Source organism: Saprospiraceae bacterium (assembly GCA_016709995.1).
Lineage (GTDB): Bacteria > Bacteroidota > Bacteroidia > Chitinophagales > Saprospiraceae > JADJLQ01.
Genome location: JADJLQ010000003.1, coordinates 121,049 through 136,177 on the forward strand (window position 1 = coordinate 121,049; position 15,129 = coordinate 136,177).

Below are 15,129 nucleotides of genomic sequence, written 5' to 3' on the forward strand. Positions count from 1 at the left end.
TCAATCGATCACTTGCTTGATGATAAAATACTTGATGATAAAATGTAATATCAATAACAGGGCCGCCACACCGACAAAATAATGAAAGGTCTCGGTGTACTTGGTAAATTTTGTTACTTCTACTTCGGTTTTCTCCAATTTGTCTATCTCGTCATAGATTTTCTGCAATGCCTCTTCGTCTGTAGCTCTATAATATTTCCCTCCAGTCATCTCACTGACCTGGGTCATCAATTTTTCATCTATCTCCACTCTTGCCATGGCAAACACATATTGCCCATCCCCTCTTCGGGTCACCGGGGTAAGGGCTTCTCCCATGCTGCCTACTCCGATAGCATAGATCTTAATATTAAATTCTTTGGCGATCTGTGCAGCAGTCAGGGGATCTATATAACCTGTATTGTTGACACCATCAGTCAATAGGATAATGATCTTACTTTTGGAAGTACTGTTCTTTAGACGATTGATGGCAGCTGAAAGTCCCATGCCGATCGCTGTGCCATCGTCCAATTTACCGACATTGATCTCGGCCAGGAAATTTTTGAACACTTCATGATCAGTGGTCAGAGGACACCGGGTATAACTTTCTCCGGCAAAGACTGCTAAGCCCAGTCGATCATATATCCTTTTATTGACAAAGTTCTGAGCTACTTGTTTACTCACACTCAGGCGATCCGGCTGAAAATCCTGGGCCAACATTGAGCTGGACAGATCTACGGCCAAAAATATATCTATGGCATTGGCCTTGATTTTTTCTTCTTTCCAAATATGTTGAGGCCGGCTGAGTCCGATACAAAGGAGGATAAAAGATGCAGCTTGCAACCAGGGCAAAAAATAATGCAGCACATTTTTCCAGGTCGATTTAATATTAGAAGGTGTATGTCCGAAATACACAGCATTTATCGGAGTTTTGCGGTTTCTACGGTAGGCTAGGATTAAAAAGGGTAATAAAGCCAACAAAGCCAAAGCCCAGGGATATACCAATCGATATTGAGCAAATGAATCCATTAATCAGCAGTATTGGTTTCTGTGGTGAGTAATGGTTTGGTCGATTCTACCAGGTCGATAGTCCGGTCCAGAGCCAGCGCATTGACATTTTCTTCAGGGATACCTTTGGCGAATTTTACCCAATCTGCAATATTCAGGATTTCATCTATGGTACTGACATGTTCTTTCAATGACAAGGATCGGATATCTCTGAGGATCTCGTGGCTGGTGGATTCCAAAGCAGGTATACCATATCTATGTTCCAGATATTCCCGGAGGATAAAGGTCAGCTGTACATGGTATTCTTTTACCTCGCCTTTTTCCCAGAGTTTACTTTCTTTGAGTGCATATAATTTTTGCAGGGCAATTTCATGAGGTGGTATGACGACAGGTACTTCAATGACTGCTTCGATCATTTTTGATTTCTTCTTATATTGTAGGTATCGATATAGGCCATATGCAACCAGGAGGCTTAGCACTCCGATGATCCAGGCCAGGTAGTCCGTCCATTTGCTTTTTTCCTGAATGATGCCTTTGATGGGGAGCAGGCCGGTACTATCGGGTTCGATGCCTTGTATGATCAAGGGGATAGGGTACGTATATAAGGTGTCAGATCCCAGGATAGCATATAAAGAGGGGATAGTATAATCGCCTGCTTCGAATATGGAGAACCTGAGTCTTTTTTCGAGTGTACTCTGATTGTTGAGTTCTGATTTTAACCAGGGTGTCTGGGAGATAATGTCGAGGAAGGAGCAAGTATCGAGGTATTCAGTATGTAGCTCAGCCTTGTCCTGACTTGATGGGGAGACAAAAGTGAGGGTGAGATTTTGCTGATCACCGATGAGCATGGAAGTACTGTCTACCCGGGCATTAAAATTGACTTGTCCACTCACGTAGTGGGTCATCGAGAGAAAAAATATAAGAGTGCAAAAATTTCTCATATTGCCTTTGCACGTTTTTTAAAAAAAGCCATCAGCGCTTCGATATAGGATTGATCAGTACGCACCTGGATCAGGTCAGAAGCGGACTTATTAAATATTTCTTTGGTCTTCATCATATGCGATTCAAACCTTTGATGATAATCTTGCCTGATCGATTGACTGGAAGTATCGACCCAGGCTAAATCACCAGTCTCTGTATTGTACATTTGGATGAATCCCAGGTCTGGCAGATATTCTTCCTTTGGGTCGTAAAGATGGATGCCTATCAAATCATGTTTGTTGCCCAATATGCGCAAAGGAAGGTCGTACTGTTCATCCCAAAAGTCTGATAAGATAAATCCTATGCTTCGTTTTTTAATGACATTATTAAAAAATTGAAGCGAATCACCCAACCGCGTTTTTTTACCTTTTGGAGCGGCATTGATCAATTCTCTCAGGATACGAAGTATATGTTGCCTTCCTTTTTTTGGTGGAATAAAGAGCTCGATCTGATCTGAAAAAAGGATGAGACCTACTTTATCATTGTTAGAGCTGGCAGAAAAAGCAAGTACAGCACAGATCTCTGTAGCCCATTCTCTTTTTTGTTGCTGATATGTGCCAAAGTAAGATGAAGGGCTGATATCAACCATGAGCATCAGCGTGAGCTCCCGTTCTTCTTCAAAGATTTTGATAAAAGCTTCGTTGGTACGGGCCGTTACATTCCAATCGATGTTGCGCACATCATCTCCGTACTGGTAGGGTCTGACCTCACTAAAAGACATACCCCTTCCTTTGAATGTGCTATGATATTCACCAGTAAATAAATGTTTGCTGATACTACGTGTCTTGATCTCGATTTTTCTGACTTTCTTCAATAACTCGGCGGTATCCATATCGATCGCTTATAATGGAAAGTATTTGGGTGAAAGGTGGTCCTTTAGTTCTGAATAAGGTATAATAATTTGCCTGAACCCATAGATCAAATCATAGGGAGCAGAGATAGAGAGGCCTTCTTTTTTAAGAGTCAATATGCTAAAATCTGCTACAGTCAATGATTTGTAATCCAGGGAGGATCCTGTCTTTAATTTGTTCAATTCTTTATTTACCCAGGCATCTTTGAATTTGCGAAAACCACTTACATTAGTCATTAGCGTCGATTCACCAAGCAGGTCTCCTGATTTGATATCGAAAGTAAAAGGCATAGATTGGATGGATTCTTCCCAGGAGTTTTTTATATGCATAATACCGGAGACAAAATGGTCGTCGAGAAAATCAAACTGTGGCCAGATGCTCATGCGATAGACCATCCGGTCACTTTGGTCAGCCGGTTTTTCAGACAGTAAGATCCTTTTTTTCTCCTGGATGACCACTAAAAATGAATCTATCAGGTTTTTAAACCAGATCGAAGTACCTGACTTGTCTATTTTGGGATAGGTGATGTCGACGGCCATCCAATGATCTGCAAAAGATTCCTGGGATATGGCTACCTGGTTGACAAGATCTAAAGATTTGGTGTATTCGATCGTGCCCAGCTTATAATTAATATCGATTCGTTTGTCATTGACTTTCCAGGTACTTAGTTTTCCAGCGTTATGTTGTAGATAATCTACCATATTGGATTCCTGGTGAAAGCTTTCATCATCCTTAATTTCTGATGTACCGTACAGGGTCTTGTTGAGCATTTTATAATAAAACTTCTCAGCGATTTGGTCTGAAAAATCTTTGTGTATCAAGACCATACATTCATCCGGGTCTGATTTGGAGGCATAGGATCTTACCCAAAAAGTAGTGGCGGGTGCAGGACTACCTTCTTTGAGCGAGATGCTGGCATTATAGGTTCGATCCGCATTGTACCAGGTGCCTCGTACAGATTGGTCATCCATCTCCAAAGCAAACTTGCCGGTCAGGGTCGAGTTTAGATCTTGCTCATCCAATTTTAGCTTGTTGTTTTGGATGGTGCCGGAAAGTACATACTTGGTTTTATTGTCTCCAAAATAAAAATAACCTTTACAGTTTTCGCCATCAGATACCAGGTCCAGTTGAACAGGAATGGTTTCATCCCAAAATCCGGAATAGGTCTTTTCCCAGGCTACAGTTTTGTTTTTGAAAAACTGATCGGCCAGGCCGGTCTCCAGGGACTGAGTCTGACTGATGAATGGAAATAAAAAATAATACAGGAATAATATTCTCATTAGGGTACTTCTACTTTGGCTAAAATCTCTGAAATAATGTGGTCTGAGTTTTTGTTTTCTGCTTCTGCTTCATAGGTCAGTCCTATACGGTGTCGCATCACATCTTTGGCAATGTAACGCACATCGTCCGGGATGACAAATCCTCTTTTGTTAATAAAAGCTACGGCTTTTGATGCGAGGGCAAGATTGATGCTGGCGCGGGGAGAAGCACCGTATTGGATAAAATTCTGTAGTTCGTCCAATTTGTATTCAGCAGGCTGCCTGGAGGCAAATACGATATCGATAATGTATCGTTCTATTTTTTCATCCATATAAATAGTGTTCAAAACCTCTCTGGCTTTGAGGATATTTTCAGTCTGCACCACCGGAGTGATCGCCCTCAGTTTTTCGTCACCAATATTCATGCGGATGATCTGGCGCTCCTCTTCTTTGGTGGGATATCCTATAAGTACTTTGAGCATAAATCGGTCTACCTGAGCTTCAGGCAGGGGATAAGTGCCTTCCTGTTCTATGGGGTTTTGCGTAGCAAGGACCAGGAAAGGCTCTTCCAGGCGATAAGTTTCCTTGCCGATGGTGACCTGCTTCTCCTGCATGGCTTCGAGCAATGCACTTTGCACTTTGGCAGGAGCACGATTGATCTCGTCAGCGAGGATAAAATTTGCAAAAATAGGGCCTTTGCGAACCTGGAAGTCATTGATCCCCTGATTATAAATGAGTGTACCTATGATATCAGCTGGCAATAAATCTGGAGTAAACTGGATCCTTTGGAAAGATGCATTGACTGCCCCTGCAAGGCTTTTGATGGCTAAGGTTTTTGCCAGGCCTGGAAGACCCTCCAGCAGAATATGACCTTTGCAGAGCAATCCGATGAGCAAGCGCTCGATCATGATTTCCTGGCCGATGATGGTATGCTGGAGTTGTAATTTGATCTGGTCTATAAATCCGGATTCCTGCTCGATGCGGGCTGTGATCCCCTGGAGATCGATATAACTGTTCATAATCGTTTTTATATTGAGAAACGGTGCAAAAATCGTCATTTTTTGCAGTAATGGAACAATAGATTGAGATATAAAGGAGGGTTTAACCTCTTATTAAGAATTGAGCTAATTTGATGATATAGGCCATGGATCCCCAATGACCTTTGTTTTATGAGGACGAATCCTGACGCAGGTACAAGCGTTGAAGTAAGAACTCCTGCGTCATGATGCCAAATTGATAAGCTGTGTTGCTTGCATTTATCAACCAAGCAGCAGTTATTAAACGTTATTGGTTATTGCCCCGATGGTTGTATCCGATCATAAGTCAAAATTCTATTGATTAGCAGAGCGTATGTGCACCCTGGCTATCTCAGCTTTTTACAGTTCAAATTTATGTATAGGAGGTTGCTTGATTAAGGGTTATCCGATTATTTGCCTCATGGCTATCTCTATTGACTCTTCCTTATTGATGGGCCAGTCAATTTTTATCCAAGCATCTTTCTACAACTTCATGAAATCTATCATGTAAGGCGTAAATCGAATTTTTAAGCAAGACATCGGACTTCTTTGAATTCACTTGTTTCAAAATGGAAATGGATTCTTTCTCCAATAAATTGAGAGTTTCTGACATTGCAGGTTTTTGAAACTCCGTAGGTACATTTGCTTTTCTTAAAATGGTAGCAAGGTTGGCGAGTTCAGAGGCATATTTTTTAAGCGGACTCAGATCGCCTGATTCTGCAGGATGAAAAGTAGCTGACATTATTTTGTGATATGCATCCAAATCAGGCCAAGCTTCCCAGATCGTGGGTTTTGGAAGCCTTAATTTTTTTTCCGATTCAATCATCGGAAGGAGACCAGAGTCATACATCGTACGCATCATTTCTATTACCAGATCATCTGTATTGGTCACTGAACCGGCTTCTATCGGCGGCTCAGGATCATATTCCAGATCCAACATGACACCTTGTGTATACTTGTCCCCCATCAGTTCCTGCACAATACCCAGGGCCATATCCATTCCTGCAGTGACTCCTGCTGAAGTCCAGTATTTGCCATCTTTAACGTACCGCTTTTGGATAAACTTTGCTCCGTACATTTTCATGATTTCATCTGCTCGATACCAGTTGCAGGTGACCTCTTTATCTTTTAACAGGCCTGTCGCTCCGAGTATCCATCCGCCTGTGCATACACTTGTAGTAAATACTGAATTTTGATCGATCATTTTGATCCAATTGAGAAGTGCCGTGTCTTTTGTTTGTAAAAATGTTTCACTGGCTCCTCCAGGAATAACTAAAATATCCAATTTATTGACCACATCGATTGATTTATCCACTTGTATTTTTACACCACGCTGATTTTGTACAAATCCTTTTTGTTTTGCAACAAAAAATACATCTGCACCCATAAGTTCTCCCAATACATGATATGGTCCGAAAGCATCCAGCGTATTGAATCCATCGTATACATAGATACCAATGGTTTTGACCGGATATTTAGGTTGAGTCATCATAATAGCCATCATTTCATTGTGTCTTTGGGCAAGACTATCAGTTTTGGATTGAGCCGAAAAAATTCCCGGAATGATCATCCAAAGACATACCAGGCAGATTTTACATTCCCTAATCATACTTCAATTGGTTTAAGGGTTTATGGTAAAATCCACTGTCTTAATGGTAAGGTGATCATCGTGATCTTCTGCGCTGATGGTCAGTGTCACTGGTGTAGTGCTTGAAATTCCGACAGGATTCCATTTTTCATCTATATTATAAGAGGTCAGATCATGGACCTCCGGTGGGTTGGTGGGCGTGAAGAGTATACTGCCATCAGACTTTCTCGTCACGGAGATTAATAGTTCATGCAGACTTTCGTCGGTGACGCTCCCCGTGATCGAAATAGTTTGCCCGACACCAAATGATGAGCCAGCCGTAGGCGAGGTAATTGTCAGTGCAGGAGGGTTATCATCGCTTTCAGATTTGTGACACGAAAATAAAACAAAACCTATAAATAAAATGTTGAATAAAAATGATTTTTTCATATTAAAAAAATTAAGTAATTAAAAAGAATTATGGTGGTATTTACAGAACTTATTGACATAATTATAAATCCGGATTATAAATAAAATCATGATCCGTCAGAGTATTTAAAAAGTGTAATAAAGATTGTTTTTCATTGGCAGAGAGAAAAATACCGAGGTGACCAGCTTCTTTGAGTAAGGGATCCAGTGTGGGTGAGTCATGTACACCATGCTCATAATGTTCCAATACCTCCTCCAGGCTTTTAAACCTTCCGTCGTGCATATAAGGAGCGGTCACAGCGCAATTCCTCAGGGAGGGGATTCTAAACTTGCCCAGATCCTTTACTGATTCGGTGATTCTGGCCCGGCCTAAGTCCGCAAACTCCGTATCGAGTCCATTGTTGCTAAATCCCATATTAGTAAATAATTGTCCTGCATGGCACTGGGAGCATTTATTCGAAAATAATTCAAATCCAATTTTTTCATCTTCACTAAATACCTCCTTTCCCAAGATCACCTGATCATATCGAGAAGTGGCGGATATCAAGTGGAGCTGGTACTGTGAAAGTGATTTTAATAAATAGGCAGAAGTGATCGTGTCCATATCCGGAAAAGCCTGGCGAAATAATTCCGGATATTCTGCATGTCTGTTAAGTTTATTCATTACATGACTTAATGATTCGTTCATTTCTAATGGATTTTCAATGGCGTTGGGCGGTACGAAATCGAGGTGAATGATTCCCCCATCCCAAACAAATTCACTGAAAAAAGCCATGTTGGCGATAGAGGGAGCATTTCGAATACCGGCTCGCTCATCTACCCCCAGGCTCAGCCGATGTTGTGGATCAGTGAACGCTGCTTGTTTTACATGGCAATTGCTGCAGGCTACAGATCCATCGGAAGAAAGTATTGGATCATTAAAAAGTTTTCTGCCCAGTTTAAACCCTTCCTGCGTCAGTGGATTTGATTCCAGGTTGTACAGGATCGGAGGAAAATGTTCTGGTTTGGCAATTGGAAAAGGTGTAGTACTACTTTCTTCCGTAGTGCATGATACTATCCAGATGAATAGTATCATGCTTACACCGGAAATGAGCTTCATAATATTTTATTTGTTAAAAACTAGATTGATTATCGATGATTGTTTTTATGGATTCTTACTGATGGATATGATCGAAGATGAATGCAGATTCGATATTGTCAGCTATGCTCACACCATCTGAAGGTTTATGCACATTGTGATTTCCGGAAAAATCGATTTTGTTTACACCACTAAATAATTTGGATACATCAAAAAGCATGTGTACCTGAGGTGTGTTGGCATCATCTACTTTTGCATCAGTATCGAATGTCAGGTTGATTTTTTTATTATTATATACGAATGCGGAGCCTGCAATATTTTTCCATCCCCCTACATGAAAGGCCATACCGTTTTTGTTGTCGGCTGTGATGGTTTCTGCACCGGTTACGCCTCCATTGGACGCATCAGACTGACCTTCAAATTTTACGGCTATATAACCAGAATTCCAATTCCAAAACATTTTACTTGTGGCGATATCCAAAGCCCCACCTACTGCTCCATCGCTCACCCCTGCTGAATCTACACCAACAGTAAAGATCACTTTATTGTATTTTCCTGCCGGAACATTCTTCAAGGTAACTACCTGGGATGCAGGATCTTGCTCATTGATGAGATAATAACCTTTGGTGCCTGATGCAGAAACAGATACTTCATCTTTAAACGATTCTCCATTTGGTCCCTGGAGTTCAATAGCAGATACAAAATATTTAAGTAAACTGATGTTGTACTTCTGGTTCATTCCATTGGTATAGGCGTATTCTGTACTGCCGGCTGGAACCATGCTTAATTGTTTGACTACATTATTTAAGGTGGCTATGTTGTCAAATTCCAGCTCTACAGCTCCAGCATTTGCAGTGATTTCATCTTTCTTGCAAGAGAAGATAGATGTAAAAAGTAATAATCCTAAGATACTTAATTGAATAGTTTTCATTTATATTATATTTTTTTTAATTGAATAAATAACTTATTTGAAATTGAATTTTATTGGCAGCCTGCAGATCATCATTTGAATACTGCTGCACTAAAGGAATGCTTGCATAGGTGTTGAAATTGAATCTTCCTGACTGAATGCTTATTCCGAATGAAGTGTACAATCCAGCTCCTCCAGTCGTAGAATAATGGGCCAAGGATTTATGGTCTTTCTGTATAAATTCTCCTAAGAAACCTGCATAAGGGGTTAGCGAAAATGCTCCCATTTTTTTCAATTTATTCCCCAAAACGAGCTGGGCCGATGACTGATCACCAAAATGATAATCTTCTTTTGTATTGAAAAAATGCATGTATTGTGTACTCATAAAAGCCAACCATCGGTCATTCGAGACTCCTATATTAGTTGCTGAAAAAATACCCCAGCTTCCATTGCCTACATTAAAATTTTCAGGCAAATTCTGTTGTATGTGAATATATGGATCATATTTTCCGGTTGCGCCTTTTATGCCCATACCTCCATCAATGTAAAAATGAAGATTGCTGGCGCTTTTTGACTGTTTGCTGAGAATATAATGTACAGAGATTTTGCTATCACCTATTCCTTGCACAGTACCATTGCCATCCGGATGCTTCCTGGTATTGTATATGTAAGGCTGATCTATGAGCACATACCATTTATATTTTATACCAACCCGCAATGAAAAATCAAGTGTTCTAAACTTGTCTTTTGAGCCTTTGGAGTCCGGCAGATTAGAGGTGAAAGTGCCAGTATAATACTGCATGCCAAAATAGTTTTTTTGCAATACAGATATCATATCCACCCCTATGCCATGCATACTGCAGCCACAAGCATCACAGGCTTTCGTCAATGACCACTGACCTATGATCACTGAAACGATCAGAATTATTTTTTTCATGCGAACGATAAAAAGGTTAATACGCAAATCTCATGCGTACCGTTAAATCAACTTGGTTTCTGAAAAATTCGATAAAATTTCAATCCGTTTTCCAAACATGTATTTGAATTTAGTTCAGATACATGAGTAAGGAGAGAAATCCCATTTGTTCCATTGGCTGACTCTGATACAAAGAATGTCTTGTACTCAGCTGTCAAACAAATGGAGATATAGAATTAAATGGTAGGAGGGTGGAAAATGGAACGATGTATGCCAGTAGGAATACATGCGGTGTAATCAAATAGCGCTGTATTTAGATTGCTTTCATTGAAGGACCATGATTCGCATGAGCCTTGAGTGAATACATCAATAGATTCGAATATTTTTTGAAAAAAATTGAGATAATTATCTGAACTTCTATGATGTTCAGTCTCTATTTGCATAGAAATCTTTTGCATTAATACACATTTTCCATGGCAGGCTAATTCAGGTCGGTTTTTATTTACACAAAGTACCTCTGCATAATATTGCCTGTTCAACTCGAATGAGACCAATGCAGAAACCATACTGAAAGTCTTCAATACGACTACAAGTATAAGGGTATATGCACTGATCTGCCTGGCGGTATCCATTTCTTATTTTGCAAAAGTATCTAAAATAACAATAGTATGATAAAGAAACTGCCTGATATTGATCAGTCTATAGGGCTTTAACAAATGTTCGTAGTCAACATTAAACTTTAAAGATCTGGGTCAATGAGTTGTCTCTACGAATTCCTCCTGGCTAATCAATTTCGTTATTCATTTTGATGCTCTGGATTGGAACGGAGAAATAATGATCATGTGTCATTAAGGATTGACTTAATAGATTAGAAGAGAAAGGATTTGAGTAGGTTCTAATGGATCTGTGCACAATGGTTAAAAATACTTCGTATTCTATTCCTTGGAGGTCAGCAGGGCAAGATGATTTTATTACCTGGCAGGGAGGCAGCCTAAAATGAATGATGGATTCTTAAACATGAAAAAACGACTATTTACTTGCTCTGCATAGGGAAGTTACTTCACTATCGTCACCAGTTGATTCTTTCCAAACCGATGCTGCTCTCTTCCATTGAGCACCAATCGATCCAATACGGTGAGGTTCTTTTTCTGACCAAATGTGGCATCTATGGTATCCGGCTCGAATCCTTTGACCTGAAGTATGGTCCTGCAAAAGCCATTTTTTGAGGGATCGGTATTAAGAGCTGTTCGGAGGATTTTAACATAAACAGTATTAGTCGTCACCATGGTACCAGGTGGACTATACACCCGTGTAAATCGGTTATCTTGCATATAATAGATGGTAACATCCTTTTCAGTACTGAGTGCTTCATTTTCGAAAATGGAGTGACCCTGCTGATTAAGGTATTTAAGATCAATTTCGATTTCAAATTCAGGACATGGTCCTCATTTACAGGAGATAATGATTAGTGCTAAGAGAGTCCAAATGGATTTATAAAGAGCATGCATAAGCCAATTTTTAAAAACAGGGTAGTTCTGCCACACCTTATTGGATCACCTTAATCTTCTTAAAACCCATTTTTTGCAACACTGCAGGTAATTTCTTTCTTTGATCCCCTTGGAGTAAGACCAAGCCCTCGACGACAGATCCGCCTACACCGCATGATGTTTTGAGCATTTTAGCCATGGCTTCCAGTCCTGATTCGTTTAATTCGAATCCTTCCAGCAAAGTGACTTCTTTGCCTCCGCGATGCTTTTTGTCGCGGGAGATCCGGATAGATTGTTTGGCATATGGAGTCAGGTCATCCTGTGTCGGTTCTTCCTCTTGTGGTGGGACCGATGATGGGTCCGTTGAAAATACCATTCTGAGCTCTGATAGATCATCGAGTGTTTTCTTTTTCATAGGATTCAAAATTAAGGAATTATTGAGGTATAAGCCAAGAGCTGTCAGGGATGGTTTACGCGAGCTGGCGCGCAACCCCTGACCCTGAATAGAGTCTTCCGCACCAGCCAGTTCGCAAACTTCGCAGGTTATTTACCCTTTACCCCGAGACTTCGGGATGTCTATTTGCCGATTGCCTATTGTCTATTGCTTATTTTGCCTATTGTCTCCCGAAGCCTCGGGATGCCTATTACCCCCCTTTCCTTTTCCAATTCTTATTCATCATACGAAGGACACTAAGGCCTAATAATTCAGTACCGCTAGCCGAATTGGCGAGTACGACGACTGCAGTATGTGTATCCGGTAATAAACCTACGAAAGCATGATGCCCTTCGGTGCGACCAGTATGTACGTATAAAAATCGTTCACCAGGGATAGTTACTACCTGCCAGCCTGGAGCGACCCATCCTTTTTCTCCTCTGATGCTAGTCTGTTGTGGATGTATCAATGCCAGATAAGCTGGCGTTGGGGGATAAAGAAAAAGGTAAGTTAAATTCAGAAGCGTATGCAGAGAGGCTTTGCCTCCCAGTGCGGCTCCGAAGGTCTGAGAAGTCCATGGTTTGACTGGTCGGGTTTGGCGATCATAACCTGCTATGGTCGTAGATGAATCCAAAGAAATGACAAGATCCGCGGGTAGGTTTTCTTTGAAAAGCTGAATATATGTTTTATCAAAGACGGATTGTAAGATCCATTCGATCATCACGTAGTTGAGGTGACTATAGAGATAGGTGGAAGATGATGGATCTTGTAATGAATAGGATCGGTAGAATGACTCAAGGTCCTTTTGGCTGAAAGCCGCATAAGGATTGCGACTATCATCTTCGATCAGGCCCCAACCCGGGGGCAGCTTGGGAAGACCACTGGTATGAGTCAATAAATTAAAGAGTGTGCAGTGGTCAAAGGAAGGATTGGCGAAGGGCAGAAATTCATTGATGGGCTTCGATAGATCAAGTAGACCCTTATCGGCTAAAGTCTCTACCAACAAGGCTGTAAATACTTTGGTAACTCCTCCGATTTCAAACTGATCGTCTTTGGTGATCGGGCCAGGGTCATCCACTGCTCTTTGTCCAAAGGAGTATACAAAAGAAGTGTCTTCGTCGATCATGCCTATGATAAATCCTGGCGTCGATTTGAAATCAATATCCGTTTCGTATTTGATCAGCCGATTGAGTTCTTTGCGAATAGGGTCTTTTTGCGCAAGCCCCGTATTAAGACCACCTATTAATATGAATAAAATAAATATCCTCATTCGATAGCTCTGGTGCCTTGCAAAGCTTTGCTGATGTTGATGTCCATCATCCGGTGAGCTAATGGGCCACTGTATTGATTCAGTTTTTCTATGGTATCGTAGATCAGATCTTTGTCCTGAGCATCGATGGCTGCCTGGATATTATCTCTCATCGCGCTCATATCCGTTTTTTCAATTGGGAGAAGATGGGCGTCGTTTTGTTTTAGAAATCTATCTGTGGCCAGGATCAGGCTTTTGCCTTCATTGATGGCTTCCTGCATGGCTTTTATGATCATATCCTGCTGAGCATACTTTACAGATTCTGTAAGCATACGGGCCATTTCTGACTCCTCTAGTCCGTATTGTGGTTTGACTTCTATTTCGGTCTGTACTCCTGATCTAAGTTCTTTTGCTTTGACCGTGAGGATACCATCCGCATTGATGAGAAACTGGATTTCGATTTTTGGCAATCCTGCAGGCATAGGAGGGATACCACTAAGTATAAATTCCCCCAGTTTCCTATTGTGCATGACCAGGTCTCTTTCACCCTGATATATGGTGATCTTTAATTTTACCTGGCCATCGACCGAAGTCGTGTACTGCCTCGCTACCTTGGAGGGTATCTTAGAGTTACGAGGCAAGATCACATCCATCAGCCCACCCATCGTCTCTATCCCTAAGGACAGCGGGGTCACATCTATCAGGAGAAATCGCTGATCTTTGCCGGATAGTATATTGGCTTGCACCGCCGCTCCCAAAGCGACTACTTCGTCTGGGTTTAATTCGTTATAGAGTTTGTCCCCAAAAAATGATTTGACTGCATGTTGCACACCGGGTACTCTGGTCGACCCTCCCACCATGATGACTTTGAGTATATTATCAGTTCCCAACTGCGCATCCTTCAATGCTTGTCGGCAACATTCCAGGGTTTTATTGATGATGGGTGCTGATAGTTGATCAAATTTAGCAGCGGTGATAGTCAACGGATGGTCGTACCATTGAGTGGAATATTCGGTTGCTGAGGACAGTACTTTTTTAGCGATTTCTGCAGTCAACCTTAGGGATTGTGTTTTGCTTTTGTCTGCAAACAAGGCGACCTTGTCCATACCGGACGCTGTGATCCAATATTCCATAATGGCATGATCGAAGTCGTCACCACCCAGATAGGTATCACCGTTGGTAGACAATACTTCAAATACGCCATCCTGGATATGTAATATCGAGATGTCAAAAGTGCCTCCCCCCAAATCGTAGACGGCAATCATCTCATTGATACCTTCTTTCATGCCCAATCCATAAGCCATACTGGCAGCGGTAGGTTCGTTGATGATACGCAGCACATCGAGTCCGGCGAGCTTGCCGGCATCCCTGGTGGCCTGTCTCTGGGCATCATTAAAATAAGCTGGGACGGTGATGACCGCCTGGGTGACATTTTTTTTGAGATGGTCTTCTGCCATCAGTTTGAGCTGCTTTAAGATCTGGGCACTGAGTTCGATCGGGGTATAATATTGTTCTCCTATTTTGATTCTCACCAATGCATCCGGATCATCCAGTTTGAGATCATAGCTCAGAAAAGACTTTTGTAGGGTCACATCATTGAGGCTTTTGCCCATCAATCGTTTGACAGAATAGACTGTTTCAGAGGGATTGGTGACTAACCTGGCCTTGGCTTCTTCACCCACCAGGACTTTACTGTCAATTATGCTGAGTATAGATGGTACCAGAGCAGATCGTTGATCAGAAGTTTTAATAGTGACAGCCTGTCCATTTTCCATATAAGCTACGAGGCTGTTGGTAGTACCCAGGTCTATACCGATGATAATGTCCTCATCATGCACTACACTACCTTGCTTCATATTAATTTGGATCTTTCCCATTCGTTTTTGTCTATTTTTTACTGCAAAGATGCGGAAAGATATTTTGTCGGGATTTTTTGAACCTATATTAGACGGCAACTTTCGTATCTGTA

The 15,129-nt window shown here is 41.3% G+C and carries 15 protein-coding genes; all 15 read right to left on the minus strand.

Annotated features, from left to right (window positions below; all coding sequences use genetic code 11):
- A complete protein-coding gene (locus tag IPJ09_19720) occupies positions 1–1,005 on the minus strand; it encodes a VWA domain-containing protein (protein ID MBK7373619.1) in 1,005 nt (334 codons plus the stop codon).
- Positions 1,005–1,925, minus strand: a complete 921-nt coding sequence (locus tag IPJ09_19725; protein MBK7373620.1) for a hypothetical protein — start codon at positions 1,923–1,925, stop codon at positions 1,005–1,007. Before IPJ09_19725 ends, IPJ09_19720 begins: the two co-directional genes overlap by 1 nt.
- Positions 1,922–2,797 carry a DUF58 domain-containing protein gene (locus tag IPJ09_19730; GenBank protein ID MBK7373621.1) on the minus strand — a complete coding sequence of 292 codons (876 nt, stop codon included), beginning with the start codon at positions 2,795–2,797 and terminating at the stop codon, positions 1,922–1,924. The genes IPJ09_19725 and IPJ09_19730 overlap by 4 nt, the downstream gene beginning before the upstream one ends.
- A 9-nt stretch (positions 2,798–2,806) precedes the next feature.
- Positions 2,807–4,096, minus strand: a complete 1,290-nt coding sequence (locus IPJ09_19735; GenBank protein MBK7373622.1) for a hypothetical protein — start codon at positions 4,094–4,096, stop codon at positions 2,807–2,809.
- Positions 4,096–5,094, minus strand: coding sequence for an AAA family ATPase (locus IPJ09_19740; protein MBK7373623.1), 999 nt, complete (start codon positions 5,092–5,094; stop codon positions 4,096–4,098). The genes IPJ09_19735 and IPJ09_19740 overlap by 1 nt, the downstream gene beginning before the upstream one ends.
- A gap of 457 nt (positions 5,095–5,551) precedes the next feature.
- Complete coding sequence (locus IPJ09_19745; GenBank protein ID MBK7373624.1) at positions 5,552–6,700, minus strand: DJ-1/PfpI family protein; 1,149 nt, start codon at positions 6,698–6,700, stop codon at positions 5,552–5,554.
- Positions 6,701–6,712: 12 nt separating this feature from the next.
- Positions 6,713–7,108: a hypothetical protein gene (locus tag IPJ09_19750; protein MBK7373625.1), complete on the minus strand. Its 396-nt coding sequence runs from the start codon at positions 7,106–7,108 to the stop codon at positions 6,713–6,715.
- A 61-nt stretch (positions 7,109–7,169) separates the two neighbouring features.
- A complete protein-coding gene (locus tag IPJ09_19755) occupies positions 7,170–8,186 on the minus strand; it encodes a cytochrome-c peroxidase (GenBank protein MBK7373626.1) in 1,017 nt (338 codons plus the stop codon).
- Between the two features lie 55 nt (positions 8,187–8,241).
- Positions 8,242–9,096, minus strand: a complete 855-nt coding sequence (locus IPJ09_19760; GenBank protein MBK7373627.1) for a hypothetical protein — start codon at positions 9,094–9,096, stop codon at positions 8,242–8,244.
- A 16-nt stretch (positions 9,097–9,112) separates the two neighbouring features.
- Entirely contained in the window at positions 9,113–10,012 is a 900-nt protein-coding gene (locus IPJ09_19765) for a hypothetical protein (protein ID MBK7373628.1), read from the minus strand.
- A gap of 215 nt (positions 10,013–10,227) precedes the next feature.
- Entirely contained in the window at positions 10,228–10,623 is a 396-nt protein-coding gene (locus IPJ09_19770; GenBank protein ID MBK7373629.1) for a hypothetical protein, read from the minus strand.
- A gap of 423 nt (positions 10,624–11,046) precedes the next feature.
- Positions 11,047–11,322: a hypothetical protein gene (locus tag IPJ09_19775; protein ID MBK7373630.1), complete on the minus strand. Its 276-nt coding sequence runs from the start codon at positions 11,320–11,322 to the stop codon at positions 11,047–11,049.
- 214 nt (positions 11,323–11,536) lie between these two features.
- Positions 11,537–11,893 carry a translation initiation factor gene (locus IPJ09_19780; GenBank protein MBK7373631.1) on the minus strand — a complete coding sequence of 119 codons (357 nt, stop codon included), beginning with the start codon at positions 11,891–11,893 and terminating at the stop codon, positions 11,537–11,539.
- A gap of 229 nt (positions 11,894–12,122) precedes the next feature.
- Complete coding sequence (locus IPJ09_19785; GenBank protein MBK7373632.1) at positions 12,123–13,181, minus strand: beta-lactamase family protein; 1,059 nt, start codon at positions 13,179–13,181, stop codon at positions 12,123–12,125.
- Positions 13,178–15,037 carry a Fe-S protein assembly chaperone HscA gene (hscA, locus tag IPJ09_19790; protein ID MBK7373633.1) on the minus strand — a complete coding sequence of 620 codons (1,860 nt, stop codon included), beginning with the start codon at positions 15,035–15,037 and terminating at the stop codon, positions 13,178–13,180. Before hscA ends, IPJ09_19785 begins: the two co-directional genes overlap by 4 nt.
- Positions 15,038–15,129: the final 92 nt, after the last annotated feature.